A 15894-nucleotide genomic window follows, 5' to 3' on the forward strand; every position below is an offset into this window, starting at 1 on the left:
GCCGACGGTGTCCCGACCGTTGATCATCGGTACGAACGACGCATAGGTTGCGGTCCATGACGACGACTTCACGGAACGGCGTTCGGATCGGCGTGATGTACGACCGGGACTGGGCGCCCGAGGGGCTGCCCGGGTTCGCGCGGGAGGTCGAGGCGCTCGGCGCGGACGACCTCTGGGTCGTGGAGGACCTCGGCTGGAACGGGGGCGTGTCCGCGGCGGCCGTGGCGCTGGGGGCGACCGAGCGGCTGCGGGTCGGCATCGGGATCACCCCGGCGCCGCTGCGCAGCCCCGCGCTGCTCGCGATGGAACTGGCCACTCTGGCGCGGGTGTTCCCGGGCCGGCTGGTGGCCGGGGTCGGGCACGGGGTGCAGGAGTGGATGACGGCGGTCGGCCTCGCCCCGCGCTCCCCGCTCGCGCTGCTGGAAGAGACGATCACCTCCGTGCGGGCGCTGCTGCGGGGGGAACGCGTCGAGCTGGAGGGCCGGGAGGTGCGGCTGGACGGGATCCGGTTGGTTCACCCGCCGGCCGAGGTGCCGCCGGTGGTCGCGGGAGTGGTGCGGCCGCGTTCGCTGGAGCTGTCCGGGCGGGTCGCCGACGGCACGGTGATCGCGGAGGGGCACGGCCCCGCCGAGGTGACGGCGGCCCGGGAGCTGGTGGCCAAGGGCGGCGCGGGCGCGGAGCACACGATGACGGTGCTCGCCTTCACCTGCGTGGACGAGGACCCCGCCCGCGCCGCCGAGGCGCTGCGCCCGCACACGGAAGGTCAGGCCGCCTGGCTCGGCCGTCCGGCGGACGAGGTGTTCACCGTCTCCGGCCGCCCGGAGGACGCCGTCGGCCACGTACGCGAACTGGCGGCGGCCGGCGCCGACACGGTCGTCCTGCGAGTGGCGGGAGCGGAGCCGGTACGGCAGCTCGGGAGCCTGCTGGAGACACTGCGGCGGTAGGCCGCCGGGCGCGGTGGCACGGCGGACCGGCGGAACCAGGCAGCCGCCCACGCGGCCGCCGTGCTTCCGGCGCCGCCCCTCAAGGGGCAGCCGGTGTCCCCGGGGGCTGCGTGGGGATCCGTCGATGGACGTCCTCCAGCAGGTCGCGCATGGCCATGCGGAAGATCTCCCCTTGGTGTTCGCCGATGAAGGAGGTGTGCCCGAAGGCCTCCAGGACGACCATGCCGTGCATGTGCCCCCAGGCACCCAGGAGGAGAGCGGCTGCGGAAGGCGGCAGAGTTTCCAAGCCATGCGGAAACAGGGGTTCCAGGTGCGCCTGCAGAGCCGGCGAGAGCGCCCGGGTGTCGGCTGCGGCAAGTTGTTCCGTGGTGAACCCATCGAACACCTCTCGCTGGAAGACCATGCTCATTCGGCGCATCGCCTGAGTGGTCGGGCCCTCGGCAGGTGCCTCGTAATGGCGCAGCGGTGCGCCGTACAGCAGCTGGAATCGTTCGACGTGGGTGACGGCCCAGCGGCGATAACCCTCGGTGGCGGCCAGGAACCGCCGTGCAGCCGGTTCGTCGGCCGCTGCGTCGACGGCTGCCGTCACGGCGTCGGCCAGGTCGTCGTACGCCTTGGCCACCAACGCCGTGACGAGGGCGTCCCTGTTCGGGAAGTAGTGGTAGAGCCCCTGCACGGTCATGCCGAGGTCGCGGGCGACCGCTCGCAGGGACAGGGCGTGCGGCCCGTCCCTGGCGATTTGGCGCTCGGCGGCGTCCACGATCTCTCGAGTGGCGACGGCCCGGCGTCGCTGGCGCAGGGACGGCAGGACCGTCGCGGGCTCTTCGGCGAACATGCGGCGATCCTAAGGCGGTTGACGGGACTAGTCATCAGAGAACTACGCCCGCCCGAAAAACCTGACAGTGTCAGGTAAATCTCCTTCTGCTCAAAAACACGCTGCCTTATTAGCGTCGTTCCCGGCGGCGACGAGCGCGGCATCGCGCACCCTCTGCCGGAGCGAAGAGGGCTCTGCGACGCGTTCCGCCGGCTTCTCGCCCGGCCGCCACCTCTCGTCTTCCCCGAAGAACCCTGAAGGAGATCCACTCGTGTTCGAACGTATGGCCGACCTGGCGATCCGCCGGTCCCGGCTGGTACTGGTCGTGGCCGCCTTGGCCGTGGCACTGATGGGCGCAGTGGGCGCCGGCGCCTTCGACAAGCTGAAGGGAGGCGGCTTCGACGACCCCTCCTCCCCCTCCACGCGGGCAGCGAACGTCATCGCCGACAAGTTCGGCGGCGAGACCAACCTCGTCCTGCTGGTCCGCTCCCCCGACGGCCGCATCGACACTCCCGCCGCCGAGGAGAACGGCCGGGACCTGGTGGCCGAGCTCAAGAAGGACGAGCGGCTCAGCAACGTCGTCTCCTTCTGGGAGACGAACAGCCCGGACCTGCGTTCCGAGGACGGCCGTGAAGCCATGGTGCTCGCCCACGTGAAAGGAGACACCACCGAGCAACGGGAAAGCGCCATCGCGATCCTGGACACCTACAGCGGCTCCTACAAGGACACCCTCACCGTCCGGGCCGGGGGAAGCGCCGCGGTAGGAGCCGACCTGTCGAACCAGGTGGTCGAGGATCTGATCCTCGCCGAGGCGATCGCCATACCGCTGACCCTTGTGCTGCTCCTGATCGTCTTCGGCAGCGTCGTCGCGGCGCTGTTGCCTCTCGTCATCGCCGTCATCGCCGTCATCGGCTCGTTCGCCCAGCTCTTCCTGCTCGGCAGCGTCACCGACGTGGCCGACACCGCGACCAACCTCACCACCGCCCTGGGCCTCGGACTGGGCATCGACTACGCCCTGTTGATGGTCAGCCGCTTCCGGGAGCAGATCGCGGCCGGTGTGAGCGTGGACGACGCCGTCCGACGGACGATGCACACCGCGGGCCGCACCGTCGCCTTCTCCGCAGCGACCGTCGCGGCGGCCTTGGCAGCCCTCATGGTGTTCCCGCAGTACTTCCTGCGCTCGTTCGGCTTCACCGGGGTCGGCGTCGTCGCCATCGCCGCCCTGAGCACCCTGTTCGTGATGCCCGCCCTGCTGAAGGTTCTGGGACACCGGGTCAACGGCGGGCGGATGCCATGGGCGAAGTCGCGGCGCTCCGAGGCTCAGGCATCCATGTGGGGACGGCTGGCACGCACCGTCATGCGGCGTCCCGTGCTCACAGCGGTGCCCGTTCTCGCCGTGCTGCTGCTGGCGGCAAGCCCCCTGCTGAACATCACCTTCGGAACGACGGACGAACGCGTGCTGCCCGAGGACGCCGAGAGCCGCCAGGTCTCGCAGGTCCTCCGGGAGGAGTTCGGCGGCAGCGAGGACTCGGCCGTCTTCATCACCATCGACACCTCCGTGGCCGAAGCCCCGCTGGCCTCGTACGCGGGGCGACTGGCCGCGCTCAAGGGCGTCGAGCGTGTCGAGACCAGCGCGGGCACCTACAGCGCGGGACGGCCCGCCGCGACCGGCCCGGCCGACTCCGCCCTCGGCCGGCCCGACGCACAGCGGATCAGTGTGGTGAGCAGCCTGACGCCGAAGTCGGAGGCGGCCGAGGGCCTGGTCAAGCAGATACGCTCGGTGACTCCGCCCCCGGGGACGGACCCCTTGGTCGGCGGGAACGACGCCGTACTGGTCGACGCCAAGGAATCCATCGCCGACAAACTCCCGCTGGCCGTGACCCTGGTCGTCCTCAGCACCTTCCTGCTGCTCTTCCTGTTCACCGGCAGCGTCGTGCAGCCGTTGCGCGCGCTGATCCTCAACCTGATCAGCCTGGGTGCCACCCTCGGTGTGATGACCTGGATCTTCCAGGACGGCAACCTCTCCTCACCGCTCGGCTTCACCGCCCAGCCGATGGAGCTGGCGATGACCGTGCTGATGTTCTGCATCGGCTTCGGCCTCTCGATGGACTACGAGGTCTTCGTCACCAGCCGGATCAAGGAACTTCACGACCAGGGAGCGGACAACGAGACCGCCGTGGTCAACGGCCTCGGCCACACCGGGCGCATCGTCAGCGCGGCCGCCTTCCTGCTCGCGGTGAGTTTCTTCGCCTTCGGCACCGCCGAACTCAGCTTCATACAGATGTTCGGCCTCGGTAGCGGACTGGCCATCCTCATCGATGCCCTCGCCGTCCGCGGCGTGCTCGTCCCCGCCGCGATGCGCCTGCTGGGGAGCTCGGCCTGGTACGCGCCCGGCTTCCTGCGCACGTTCCACGCGCGGTACGGCCTCAGCGAAGGCGGTCCCCAGCCGGCCTCCGCCCCCGGACCGGCGGCAGCCGCTCGGGCGGACACAAAGGAGTCGACCATGGTGTGACCCGCCTGACCACCGCTCAGCCGCCCACCGCGACTCGTCGATGCCCTGACTGGTCTCGGCGACGTTTGCCGAGGTCTTCACGCTCTGCGCGTCGATCACGGCCGCGGTCGGCTGAGCGCCGCGGCCGTGGGCCTGCCGGGGCTTGTCGCGTAACAGGTCGTGGACCTGCCGGGTGGTGCCGTCGGCTTCCCGCTTCGCGTAGTAGTCATAGACGGTCTTGCACGGCGGGAAGGCGTGCGGCAGGTCTCCCACGGGATGCCGGTGCGGTTGACGTACAGGATCGCGTTGACGATCTCCCGCAGTTCGCGCACCCGGGCCGCCGTACCAGGGCCGGTCCCTCCCGCCCGCCAGGCCGTGAAGACCGGCTCGATCAGAGCCCAGCGGGCATCGGACACATCACCGCGGTACGGACGACGAGCACGCACACACCGCCCGACGACCGCCGACACCACCAGTCACAAAACCATCCCAGAAGACCGACTACCTGGATCGGATGCTCTCTTACGGCAGGACGATGTCGCGGCCGGGTCCGCCTTCGAGGGCGTCCTTTCCGGTGCCACCGCAGACGACGTCGTCGCCGCCTTCGCCGTCCAGTGTGTCGTTGCCGGGGCCGCCGAGGACGATGTCGCGGCCGTCCCCGCCCATGGCGTGGTCGTCGCCGGGGCCCGCGTGCACGGTGTCGTCACCTCCGTAGCCCTCGATCATGTCGTCGCCCCGGCCGCCCCACATCTGCTGGTTGCCGCTGTCACCCATCAGGTGGTCCATGCCGTCGCCGCCGTGCAGGGCTGCGGGCCCCATGACCATGTCGTTCCCCGCGCCGCCCAGCACCCTGCGTGCGGTGTGGGCGTGCAGTTCGTCGTCGCCGGGGCCGCCGCTGACGGTACCGATCCCGGGGGTGAAGGCCGCGATCGTGTCGTTGCCGTCGCCGAGGAAGACGTCGATCCTGTCGGGCCGGGGGCTGTCGGCGGGCAGTTCACAGACGACGGAGGTGGTGTCCTCGGGTCTGGAGTACGCACAGTGGTCGCCCGGTTCGAGCGGGACCACGTCGCTGAAGCCGATCCGCCGGATCCCGTCGCTGGTGTACATGGAGAATATGCTGAGGTTGTTGGTCTGTCCCGCAGCGGCGGTGAAGACGATCGACTGGGTCGCCCAGTCGGCTCCGACGCGGGCCTTCGTCTCGGCGGCGGTGGCGGCAGCGGCTGCCGGGCCGACGCCGAGGCCGGCGGTGAACAGGGTCACGGCGACCGCTGTGACGGTGGCTCTGTTTCGGTTCATCAGACCTCATCCCGGTGGAGTGACGGTGGACCGACCTGCTTGGCGTGGTGCTGCCGGGGACCGGGCGGACCCGGTCGTCAAGACGGTCTCCCCTGCTGGTCCGGATCTGCAGGACCGCGAATCGACGCGGCGTCATGGTAAGCCGATATCCCTCCGGATGCGATGGTCGGGCGTCTTCGGTCAGGCATGTTCCCGGTGCCGCCACGGCAGGGTTCGCTAGCTCAATTCTGGCCCAGTGAAGGTGAGTTGGCTGACGCAGTCGATGGCTGGGATTGCCGGAGGAGCGGAAGGTGGCTGCCCGCCTGCGGGTTGAGGAGCTTCGCCCTCAGGCGGAACGCATCGCGGCCGGATCCGCCGAGGCGGAGCGGTGTTGAAACGTCGGGTGATCGACCTGGAGGAGCTCCTCCAGACCCTGGCCATTCCGTACGTGGCGGAGTGCCCGCCACGGGTGCGGGGGAGGTACCGGCGGTGGTCGAAGAGACTTTTGGCGCGGGGGCTGTCGTGTCGCACTGGCACGAGGCGGCGGCCGTGGAGGTGCTCGCGGTGGACTACCGACGGATCGTCGAGCTGGTGGCCGTTATGCGGGTGAGGGCGAGGGCTCGGCAGGGAAAACATCGTCAGTGGGGAACTGGCGACGGCCGAGCCACAGCCCATGCCGCCCGCCCACCGCGGGGCAGCCCTGTCCGGAACGGCCGTGTCAGCGAACATGGAAGGGACCCGGGCATGATCGGCCAGGTCTCTCCTCCATGACCTGGGCGACGGTCCACCAAAAAGTGTTCCGGCACCTGGTCCACGAGCGCCTTGGGGTTGCGGCGGCGGCCCAGGTGAGTGGGAGCGCGCCGGGACTGATCTGTGTTGCCGACGGCTTCCCTCACTACGGCGTCCATGCTCCAGTGCCGTCGGTTCGGATCCGAGGAGTACGCGCGTTCACGCCGCGTGCCATTGGCCGCGCTCCCCGCCCGATGCGCCGTGCAGTCACAGTTCCCACCGGGCGACTTGCCCGGCGAGGACGACTCGGGTGTACGGAAGCACACCATCGGTACCTGGGATCTGGCGTGTTGTGGAACCGGACAGCCCTCACGCCGGAACCGGGTCCCGTCGCCATGCTGCGCATGTCCTTCCCCGGCATCGCCCCGCACACCGGTCCGGGCCGCATCCTCGCTTTCCGGCCCCGGGAACGGTTGTGGCTCCCGGCTCACGGCAGATTCCCTGCTCACCACCCACCTCTGTGATCAACTTCGTTTGCTTCATTGACATTTCACTCGGAAGTCGTACCGTTGGGAGCGCTCCCATGACAGTCTTGCAACTGGAAGGAGTTCCCCCCACATGCTCAAACAGAGTCCATTGACCGGGCGGTCACGGTCGCTCCTCCGCCGGCCTCTCCAGGCGTTCGTCATGGTGTTCGCCGTGGTTGTCGGCGCACTGACCTGGTCGGCCCCCGCCCAGGCTCACGGCACCATCGTCAACCCCGCCTCCCGTGCGTACCAGTGCTGGAAGACGTGGGGCAGCAACCACACGAACCCGGCCATGCAGACCGAAGACCCCATGTGTTACCAGGCGTTCCAGGCCAACCCCGACACCATGTGGAACTGGATGAGCGCACTCCGCGACGGCCTCGGGGGCCAGTTCCAGGCACGGACCCCCGACGGGACGCTCTGCAGCAACAACCTCTCGAGGAACGCCAGCCTGGACAAGCCCGGGCAGTGGAAGACGACCAACATCAGCAACAACTTCACGGTCCAGCTGTACGACCAGGCGTCCCACGGTGCCGACTACTTCAGGGTCTACGTGAGCAAGCAGGGCTTCAACCCCAAGACCCAGACCCTGGGCTGGGGCAACCTCGACTTCATCACGCAGACCGGCCGCTACGCCCCGGCACAGGACATCAGGTTCAACGTCAACACCTCCGGCTACACCGGACACCACATCCTGTTCGTGATCTGGCAGGCCTCGCACCTCGACCAGGCCTACATGTGGTGCAGCGACGTGAACTTCGGCTGAGCCGGAGAGCGCCGCACACGGCACCGGCCTCCGCCGGGCGCCGGTGATCCACCGCCCGGCCGACCGAGCTCCGTCGGGGCAGGGGACCCGTTCGGTCACCCTGCCCCGACGGAGCTCCCTGCGCTCCTGGTGGGAGCACACCCGATCGCGCGGCAGCCGGCTCCCCACCGTCTCGTCGTACGACTCCGGCACTCAGCACGGTCATGGAGAATCCTCGGCACCGTCGGCCCACCGGTGCGTATCGCACCGGCCTCCGTGTCCTTCGCGATCGTGCCGACAGGGCCACCGACGCGCGGTAGCGTCGGTCCCGACCGAGCCTGTACAGATGCGGGAGTGAGGGACATCGTGGCACGCGGACTCCTGGCGTTCGCCGACGCGCTGGTGCTTCTCGGTGCCGAGCCGCCGCGACTGGCGGCGTTGGACCGGGCGCTCGGTGGGGCGTTGAATCTGGCGACCGCCGGGGTCAGCGGCACGGTGATCGGCATGGCCGACGCCAACGGACGCCTCCTCGGACTCGGACGCGACGCGATCCGCGGCGTCGGCGCCCGTCTGGACCGTACCCAGGGGCGTGCGGAGCGGACCGATGTGCTGCGCGCGGCGCACACGGTCATCGTCGTGGTGGCCTTCTTCGAGGCGATGGAGGAGTTGGAGCTTCCGTTCGCCCTCGCCGAGGTGCGCTTGACCCGGGACGAGCAACTCACCCTTGCCCGAACCGAAGCGGGCTCGCCCCCGCAGACGTCGGATCTGGTGTCGCTGCTGCTCGCCACGGACCTGCCCTGCCCGGCACCGCACATACCGGCCTCGGCGCTCACCGCGATGCTGCTCGCGAGTTACGCGGACTACGCCCGCAGGTTCTGCGCCTTCCTGGAAGGCCTTGTCCTCTGGGAGCGCATGGACGCGTCGCGGCGCCTTCGGGCCCGTACGGCTCTCATGGACGACCTGCCGCGCGCGGCCCATGACCGATACCAGAGCCTGTACGTCGAACTCGCCAAGGAGGCACCCGAATTCGGCTTCTGGGTCACGCACGTGGCGCAGCAGGCGATCCATACGGACGTCGGCCGTGCCCTGTCCGGGATCGAGACCCTTCTCACCCGCACCACCGAGGCGCTGCGCCCGCCGGTCGACGTGGCCTCCGCTCTGGCACGCGCTCACCGGGCGGCGCTCGCCCACCCGGTGCTGGACGCCGCGTCGGCGCCGGACGGCATCAGGATCCCCACCCTTCAGGACCTCTACCTCGACCCGGACTTCCGCGTCAGTGCCGTTTCCGGGCAGACCGCACCGGCCGACCACGCGTGGTGGGGGCGACTGCCTCTCCGCCGAGACCTCACCCGCTACCTGGCCGGGGCCCTCACCTCTCCTCAGCTCGCCGAGGCGCCCCTGCTGATCCTGGGCCAGCCCGGTGCCGGCAAATCCGTCCTCACCCGGGTGCTCGCCGCACGGCTCCCCTCCGTCGGTTTCCTCCCCGTGCGCGTGCCGCTGCGGGACGTCCGGGTGGAGGACGAACTGCAGGACCAGATCGAACAGGCGATCCGCGCCTCCACCGGCGAACGGGTCGGCTGGCCGGAACTGGTGCGCGCGGCAGGCGGCAGTACTCCCGTTCTGCTCCTGGACGGCTTCGACGAGTTGCTGCAGACGACCGGCGTCCACCAGACCAACTTCCTGGAGCGCGTGTCCCAGTTCCAACGGCGCGAGGCGGATCAGGGACGCCCCGTGCTGGCCTTGGTGACGAGCCGGACCTCCGTGGCCGACCGCGCCCGATACCCCACCGGCATGGTCGTCCTGCGCCTGGAACCCTTCCGCGCCGAGCAGATCACGACCTGGCTGGCCGTGTGGAACGAGGCCAACACGGCCGGATTCCCGGCGCACGGCCGCGGCCCGCTCACCTGGCAGCACCTCGAACGGCACGCCGAACTGGCCTCCCAGCCCCTGCTGTTGACGATGCTCGCGCTGTACGACGCCGCCGAGGGCGCTCTGCGGCGCGCCGGCGACGACTTCGACGTCACCGAGTTGTACGAGCAACTGCTGTCCTCCTTCGCCCGGCGCGAGGTCGGCAAGACGACACTCCACGCCGTCCCCGACGAGAACACGGCCGCCCTCGTCGAGCAGGAACTGCAACGCCTGTCTCTCGTGGCCTTCGCCCAGCTGAACCGGGGCCGCCAGTGGGTGTCGGCCGACGAACTCGAGCAGGACCTCACCGCCGTACTGGGCAGGCAGCCGGTACGGCCACCGGGCTTCCGCACCCCGCTCACCGCCGCCGAAACGGCCCTCGGCCGCTTCTTCTTCGTCCAGCGAGCCCAGTCGGTGCGGGACGGCCAGGTACTCGCCACCTATGAGTTCCTGCACGCGACCTTCGGCGAGTATCTGGCCGTACGCCTCGCCCTGCACCTGCTCACCGACCTGCTCGCACCCCGCCCCGCGCTCTCCCTCGGGGACACCCGCATCGACGACGACCTCGCCTACGCACTGCTTTCCTACACCTCCCTGGCGTCCCGGCAGATGCTGCGTTTCGCGCGGTCGCTGACCGGCAGGCTGTCCGCGGCTGAACGGCGCCGGCTGACCCGGACCCTCATCCAGGTCCTGACCCAGCACACGACACGCACCGGCGACCAGCACCCGGCCTACCGGCCCACCCTGCTGCGTACCACGACACGCCACGGCCTGTACGGTTCCAACCTCGTGCTCCTGACGGTGCTGCTCGCCGAGCGCTGCTCCGCCGCCGAACTGTTCCCGGGCTCCGCGGACCCGCCGGGTGCCTGGCACCGGCACTGCCTGCTGTGGCGCTCGGCGATGAACGAGAGCCAGTGGACGGACTTCGCCCTGTCCCTCGACGTGCGTCACACGTGGGACGACGAGGGCCGGGCCCTGGAGATATCGCTTCGCTCCGGGCCAGGCACCCCACCGCAGCCCCTCGACATGAACTGGCACTTCCGCTATCCACGAGGCAGCGGAGGTCCAGGCTGGTCACGGTCGTACTGGGACGAGCTGTGGCACAAGACGGCCGTGTCCGGCGGAACCAACGACTCGGTGATGCGGCATGCCCTGGACCCGGTGTTCCGGTGGCTCGGCCAGGCCATGACCGTGTTCAGTCCGGTGGACGGTGCTCCGGCCTCGTCACTCGCCCACGACCTGCTCGAACTGCTGCTGGCCGACCGGGCGACCATGAGCGACAGGGAGCTGGGCGGTCTCTACGAGCGGGCGCTCCGGGGAACGCGGCTGCTGATGGACATGCGTCATTCCCACCTGGTGTCGGCCGTGCACGCCCTTCTGACGGCCTTCGACCAGGACAGGGGACGAGTCCCCGGCGACGCGCACGACGACGTCCTGCTGTTTCTGGCACAGCTCATTCGGCTCATGTCCGGTGACAGCGAGAGGGTACAGCCATTGCCGGCAACCGTCTTCGACGCGCTGTCCCAGACGCTGGCGTCCCACCGGCCCTTGGTGCACGCCCTCGTATCGGCGGAGGACCGGGCCCTGATCGCGCGCCCCCACGATCCGGCCGCCGGCCCGCCGGAGTAGGCAGTTGGGCCGGCGGCGCGGTCGCCTCGCGAGCGACCGTTTCGCCGTCGTTCGGGTCGGACGCCTGATGACGGGCTGCCACGATGAGCTGCCGGAACCGCTGCCTGTCCATGAAGGCGGAGCCTGCCACCCGGACCTGCTTCCACTCCGCGCCCACCCCGCTTCTCCCGGTCACGCGGACCCCGGCTGGACGCTCCACGGAGTGCGGGTGACGGCCTCGTCGGACACACCGGGCCGACCGACATGCAACCGGAATCGCCGCGCATGCGACACAGGGCCATCCTGCCTCAGGGCATCGGCGGTTCGGCTTCACGGCCGGTCACCGCCTGTGACTCTCCCCGCGGGCCTGCCGGAAGGCGTCGGAGATCGTCTCGGCGGCTCCGGACAGGAGACCCTTCGTCGCACCGCGCGCACCCGACTCCTTGACGCGTCCCGGCAGTTCGGTCACTCCGGCAGGCTTGCGCGGGCCTGCCTCCAGGTCAAGACGGTTGCAGGCCTCGGCAAAGCGCAGATAGGTGTCGACGCTGGCCACCACGATGCGCACGTCGATCTTCACTATCTCGATGCCGACGAGCGAGACGCGTACGAAGGCGTCGATCACCAGGCCTCGGTCGAGGATCAGTTCCAGCACGTCGTAGAGACCGCTGGATCCTCCCCCACCGCCCTGCTGCGCCACTACGGTCACCGCGACCAGTCCCTTCCCTCAGGTGGTGTGGGCCCGTTCCGGCGACCTGCCGCACGCCCGGCCCGGCGGAGTCCGGGATGCGGACGAGGGCCTCGCACGGCCCGTGGTTCTCGGCTGCCCGGCGGGCAGCGTCCTTCTTGCGGATTACCCCTGCTCCGCCACTCAAACGGACGTCCGGAACGGAGCCGGTCCTCCGCGCCGGCGGGAAAGGGGCGGCCGTGCTCGGTTCAGCCCAGCCGTGGATGCAGGTTCGGGCCGTCGCCGTGGCCCGTACTTCTGCAGGTAGTACCGGTCGTCCAGGCCCGGTGCTGCCCGGGGATCCAGCCCCAGCGCAGTCCCACGTCGACCAGTTCGTCATCCGTGACCGACACGGTCCCCGACGCCTTCTTCGCCACCTTGACCCACACACCCTCACAGCGGGTGTGATGGCCGGCCGGCCAGTCCTCAAAGGCTGCCGCGTCCTCGAGCGCAACGACCTCCGTCCCGTCGAACTCCACCATGCGAGCCAGGCCGGCCCGGCCACGCCCCGGTGGACCTTCCTGGTCGCAGCACTGCTGGTGCGGGACATGACGTTGGTGTCACAGGCCCGTGCCGGTGAAACCGAGGTGCCTCGACGGGCATCGGTCAGGTAGCGTGCGGGCCATGTCGAGTCCTGAGTCGGACACGGTGGGGGCTTTCGGTCACGCCGTCAGCCCCCTGAACCACTGAGCTCATAGCCCTGTCGTCGCGCCGCGTTCTGCGGCCGGCCGGGTGTGCCCTCGGGGCTGGCCGCGGTGACGAGATGACCTTCTCGCGCTTCTCCTCGTCTCGGAGCCACTCGATGCCTCTCCCGCTGTACCTGCTTTCCCTGGCCGTCTTCGCCATGGGCACCTCGGAATTCATGCTCGCCGGCCTCCTGCCGGACATCGCCTCGGACCTCGATGTCACCGTCGGGACAGCCGGAACGCTCACCTCGGCCTTCGCGATCGGCATGACGGTCGGTGCCCCCCTCGTGGCCGCGCTGGCCCGCGACTGGCCCAGGCGCTCCAGCCTTCTCGGGTTCGTCCTCGTTTTCGCGGCAGCTCACGCCGTGGGCGCCCTCACCACCAGCTTCCCGGTCCTGTTCGCCACCCGGGTCGTCGCCGCGCTCGCGAACGCAGGGTTCCTCGCCGTCGCCCTGACGGCTGCCGCCACGCTGGTCCCGCCCGACAGGAAGGGACGTGCGCTGGCCGTGCTGCTGTCAGGCACGACGGTGGCCACGATCGCCGGTGTCCCCGGCGGCTCGGTACTCGGCACGTTGCTCGGCTGGCGGGCCACCTTCTGGGCGGTCGCCGCTCTCTGCCTGCCCGCGGCTCTCGGCATCCTGAAGGGAATCCCGGCAGGACGTGACGAGGACGAGGCGACTGGCAGGCCGGCGTTGCGAGCGGAGCTCGCCCAGCTCACCAGACCTCGATTGATCCTGGTGATGCTGCTCGGCGCGCTGGTGAACGCGGCGACGTTCGCGAGCTTCACCTTCCTCGCCCCCGTGGTGACCGACATCGCCGGGCTGGGCGAGTGGTGGATCTCCGTCGCTCTGGTGCTCTTCGGCGCCGGTTCCTTCGTGGGCGTCACCGTCGCCGGCCGGCTGTCCGACCGGCGACCCGGGTCGGTCATCTCAGTCGGCGGCCCACTGCTGCTCCTCGGCTGGCCGGGCCTGGCCCTGTCGGCCGACGAGCCGGTCGTCCTGTTCGCCCTCGTGTTCGTGCAGGGCGCGCTGTCGTTCGCGCTGGGCGGCACGCTGATCACGCGGGTCCTCTACGAGGCCATGGAAGCCCCTACCATGGCCGGCTCGTATGCGACCGTGGCCCTCAACGTCGGCGCCGCCGCCGGCCCTCTCGTCGCCGCGGCCACCCTCAGCACCGCTGCCGGGAGCCTCGGGCCTCTGTGGGCAAGCGGGCTCCTGGTCGCTGTCGCGCTGCTCATCGCATTCCCCTCCGCACTGCGATCGAAGCCGGCCGGAGCACCGGAGTGATCCAGTGACACACGAACGGCCCCTTGAACATCGAGGGACGCCAAAGGCTCGTGGAGCGCTGCCGCAGCCACCGGATCGCCCACGCCGGAGTGTCGTGCCGGCGAAGGTGGACCAGGCCGGCAAGGGCACGCCGATGAGGCGGAAGTTTGCAGCGGTGGTCACCTTCACGGGTGACGATGGGCGGGTTACCCACTCGGCCAGCGTGTGAGGCAGGTCGAGTGCGGCAGGACAGACACCTCAGGCGCCCAAGAAGTCAGGCATCAGCAGGCCGTGAAACGCTCCAGTCGAACACACCGGTGATCAGTTGCCGGCGAAGGCGGACAGGAGTGTGTCCGTACGCAGCCGAAGCTCGGATGTCTCGGCTCCCATGATGCTGACGGACACTTCCTCGCCACCGACGGCCTGAGCAATCGCGACTTCCAGTGTGCCGCTCGTGCCGGCCAAGGGATACGAGTACCAGCCGGGCCAACGAGCCGGCAGTGGTCGTGTCGGCGGAGGCCGTGGACGACCGGCTCTCCGCCGGCGACCCGACTGTTCTGGCCGTACCGTTCATGTGACAGGCCTGGCCCCGGCAGGAGGCCTGGCCCCGGCAGGAGCCGCTGTTCCTCCCTCCACCCGGTCAGCCCGCCGTGTGGAAGACCACCTCCGGGTGTTCGGCGGTCGGCCCGTCCAGCAGCTTCCGGTCCACGCCCTTCAGGTGCAGGTCGAAGAACGCTGTCACGTACGCGCGAGTGATCTCCTGCGACCGCTTGCCCGACAAGGGCTCCTCCGGCGGCAGAAGGCCGAGTTGATCACCGAGGACGGGCACGTCCGTGAAGGTGAAGTGTCCCGCGCCGGTGACGTTGATCCAGCGCTTCCAGCCGTCGAGGAGCGGCCAGTCGCGTGTCCAGGAGCGGTCGTCGTCGCCGGTGCCCAGCATCATGAAGGGGCGCCCGCCCAGGCCCTCCGCCGGAACCGGCTCCATGAAGGAACCGTCCATGTTGGCCCCGGCGCGGACCCGCCGGTCACCCGCCATGGTCGTCGCGGCCGAGGCACCGCCGATGGAGTGGCCGGCCATGCCGATCCTCGTGGGGTCGATCATGCGGGCGAGCCGCCAGGCGGGGCGCCGGTCGGCGAGCAGCCGGTCGAGGAGGAAGGACACGTCCTCGGCCCGGCCCCTGGGCACCACGCCGTACCCACCGGGGGCGATCTCCTCGCAGGCGGCACAGTTCAGGAGGCGCCCACCGGGAAAGGCCGTGCCGACCGACTCGTAGGCGTGGTCGACGGCGGCGACGACATATCCCTGACTGGCCAGTTCCTCGGCGAGCAGGGTCAGAGTGGAACGGTTGACGGTGAATCCGGGCGACAGCACGACGAGCGGGTGTTTCCCGCGTGCGGGCGGGGCGGCGAGGCGGGCGTTGGTGCGGGTGCCGCTGAGCGTCCCGGCGGACACCACGCCGGTCAGTTCCCGGTCGTCGAGGAAGGCCTGGGCCTCGGCGGCGGTCATGTACGGGGCCGTCCGGCCGCCGCCGGGCCGTGCCGGGTGGTACATCGACACCATCAGCTCACGCTCCCCGGCCTCCGGCACCCAGGGATCGGGGCGGCTCCTGTCAACGAGGTGCACGGTGTCCCGGCCCACCGCGTACGCCCCGGTGGGCGGCGGCAGTTCGAGGCGCACGCGGGCGGTCTCGGCGGCCGGCGGCACCTTTGCGGGTGCGGGTGACGCGGCTCGGGCCACGCCCGTGCCGAGGAGGGCGAGGGACAGGCCGAGTAAAGCGGCGGCTGCGCCGCGAGGCAGATGACTCATACCGGTGAGGCTAGGCAGCGGGCCCCGCCCGGAGCGTCAGCCCACGGCCTGAACGGTGTCCGTCCCGGGGCGTATGCCGGTCTCCGCCCGTGGACGGACACGAGCGCTTCCGCGACCCCACGGGATGCGGGCCCGGGCGGTGAGAGCTCGTGAGGCGGCACCATCTCGTGGGACCGGTACACGCCCCAGCGGGCGCCGCTTGCAGGAACGGCGTGGGGAGGGCGTGAAGCACCGGACATGACGTTCGCCGGGAACCAGGGCCGGGCCTTCCGCACGAGCCTCCGGCAGAACCGAAGCGGTCGGCGTCCGGATGCCGACAGTTGCCGAAGGGACCGGCGGGGGCGTCCGTACCGCCCTGCCCGACACCGCAT

Annotated in this window: 11 protein-coding genes and 1 pseudogene; 5 read left to right on the top strand and 7 right to left on the bottom strand. The window is 70.2% G+C overall.

Features of this window, described 5'->3' with window-relative positions; genetic code table 11:
* Window positions 1-56 precede the first annotated feature (56 nt).
* Window positions 57-944 (top strand): LLM class flavin-dependent oxidoreductase, encoded by an 888-nt coding sequence (locus ACF1DX_RS37610; protein WP_391795643.1) that lies wholly within the window; start codon window positions 57-59, stop codon window positions 942-944.
* 79 nt (window positions 945-1023) lie between these two features.
* On the opposite strand, the gene ACF1DX_RS37615 is transcribed toward ACF1DX_RS37610, so the two are convergent.
* A complete protein-coding gene (locus tag ACF1DX_RS37615; RefSeq protein WP_391795644.1) occupies window positions 1024-1779 on the bottom strand; it encodes a TetR/AcrR family transcriptional regulator in 756 nt (251 codons plus the stop codon).
* Between the two features lie 250 nt (window positions 1780-2029).
* Between ACF1DX_RS37615 and ACF1DX_RS37620 the strand changes: the two genes are divergently transcribed.
* A complete protein-coding gene (locus ACF1DX_RS37620) occupies window positions 2030-4270 on the top strand; it encodes an MMPL family transporter (RefSeq protein WP_391795645.1) in 2241 nt (746 codons plus the stop codon).
* A gap of 95 nt (window positions 4271-4365) precedes the next feature.
* Here the strand turns inward: ACF1DX_RS37620 and ACF1DX_RS37625 are convergent, their stop codons facing one another.
* Both ACF1DX_RS37625 and ACF1DX_RS37630 read right to left on the bottom strand, forming a co-directional pair.
* Entirely contained in the window at window positions 4366-4722 is a 357-nt protein-coding gene (locus ACF1DX_RS37625; protein ID WP_391795646.1) for a transposase, read from the bottom strand.
* A gap of 49 nt (window positions 4723-4771) precedes the next feature.
* Window positions 4772-5545 (bottom strand): calcium-binding protein, encoded by a 774-nt coding sequence (locus ACF1DX_RS37630; RefSeq protein WP_391795647.1) that lies wholly within the window; start codon window positions 5543-5545, stop codon window positions 4772-4774.
* Window positions 5546-6940: 1395 nt separating this feature from the next.
* Between ACF1DX_RS37630 and ACF1DX_RS37635 the strand changes: the two genes are divergently transcribed.
* Window positions 6941-7546: a lytic polysaccharide monooxygenase gene (locus tag ACF1DX_RS37635; protein ID WP_391795664.1), complete on the top strand. Its 606-nt coding sequence runs from the start codon at window positions 6941-6943 to the stop codon at window positions 7544-7546.
* 345 nt (window positions 7547-7891) lie between these two features.
* Window positions 7892-11062, top strand: a complete 3171-nt coding sequence (locus tag ACF1DX_RS37640; protein WP_391795648.1) for an NACHT domain-containing protein — start codon at window positions 7892-7894, stop codon at window positions 11060-11062.
* A gap of 319 nt (window positions 11063-11381) precedes the next feature.
* Here the strand turns inward: ACF1DX_RS37640 and gvpJ are convergent, their stop codons facing one another.
* Window positions 11382-11747 carry a gas vesicle protein GvpJ gene (gene gvpJ / locus ACF1DX_RS37645; RefSeq protein WP_391795649.1) on the bottom strand — a complete coding sequence of 122 codons (366 nt, stop codon included), beginning with the start codon at window positions 11745-11747 and terminating at the stop codon, window positions 11382-11384.
* Window positions 11748-11974: 227 nt separating this feature from the next.
* Entirely contained in the window at window positions 11975-12247 is a 273-nt protein-coding gene (locus ACF1DX_RS37650) for a hypothetical protein (protein WP_391795650.1), read from the bottom strand.
* A gap of 320 nt (window positions 12248-12567) precedes the next feature.
* On the opposite strand from ACF1DX_RS37650, the gene ACF1DX_RS37655 reads away from it, so the two are divergent.
* Window positions 12568-13737 carry a Cmx/CmrA family chloramphenicol efflux MFS transporter gene (locus tag ACF1DX_RS37655; protein WP_391795651.1) on the top strand — a complete coding sequence of 390 codons (1170 nt, stop codon included), beginning with the start codon at window positions 12568-12570 and terminating at the stop codon, window positions 13735-13737.
* 82 nt (window positions 13738-13819) lie between these two features.
* On the opposite strand, the pseudogene ACF1DX_RS37660 reads toward ACF1DX_RS37655, so the two are convergent.
* Window positions 13820-13950, bottom strand: a pseudogene (locus ACF1DX_RS37660) (IS5/IS1182 family transposase); the annotation flags it as partial.
* Between the two features lie 406 nt (window positions 13951-14356).
* Window positions 14357-15523 carry an alpha/beta hydrolase family protein gene (locus ACF1DX_RS37665; protein ID WP_391795652.1) on the bottom strand — a complete coding sequence of 389 codons (1167 nt, stop codon included), beginning with the start codon at window positions 15521-15523 and terminating at the stop codon, window positions 14357-14359.
* Window positions 15524-15894 lie beyond the last annotated feature (371 nt).

The sequence above is a fragment of the Streptomyces sp. NPDC014676 genome, assembly GCF_043084105.1.
In the GTDB taxonomy this organism is placed as follows: domain Bacteria; phylum Actinomycetota; class Actinomycetes; order Streptomycetales; family Streptomycetaceae; genus Streptomyces.

Coding starts and splice junctions, on each gene's coding strand:
- ACF1DX_RS37610 (WP_391795643.1), top strand. CDS start 57: ATGACGACGACTTCACGGAACGGCGTTCGGATCGGCGTGATGTACGAC.
- ACF1DX_RS37615 (WP_391795644.1), bottom strand. CDS start 1,779: ATGTTCGCCGAAGAGCCCGCGACGGTCCTGCCGTCCCTGCGCCAGCGA.
- ACF1DX_RS37630 (WP_391795647.1), bottom strand. CDS start 5,545: ATGAACCGAAACAGAGCCACCGTCACAGCGGTCGCCGTGACCCTGTTC.
- ACF1DX_RS37635 (WP_391795664.1), top strand. CDS start 6,941: ATGGTGTTCGCCGTGGTTGTCGGCGCACTGACCTGGTCGGCCCCCGCC.
- ACF1DX_RS37650 (WP_391795650.1), bottom strand. CDS start 12,247: ATGGTGGAGTTCGACGGGACGGAGGTCGTTGCGCTCGAGGACGCGGCA.
- ACF1DX_RS37655 (WP_391795651.1), top strand. CDS start 12,568: ATGCCTCTCCCGCTGTACCTGCTTTCCCTGGCCGTCTTCGCCATGGGC.
- ACF1DX_RS37665 (WP_391795652.1), bottom strand. CDS start 15,523: ATGAGTCATCTGCCTCGCGGCGCAGCCGCCGCTTTACTCGGCCTGTCC.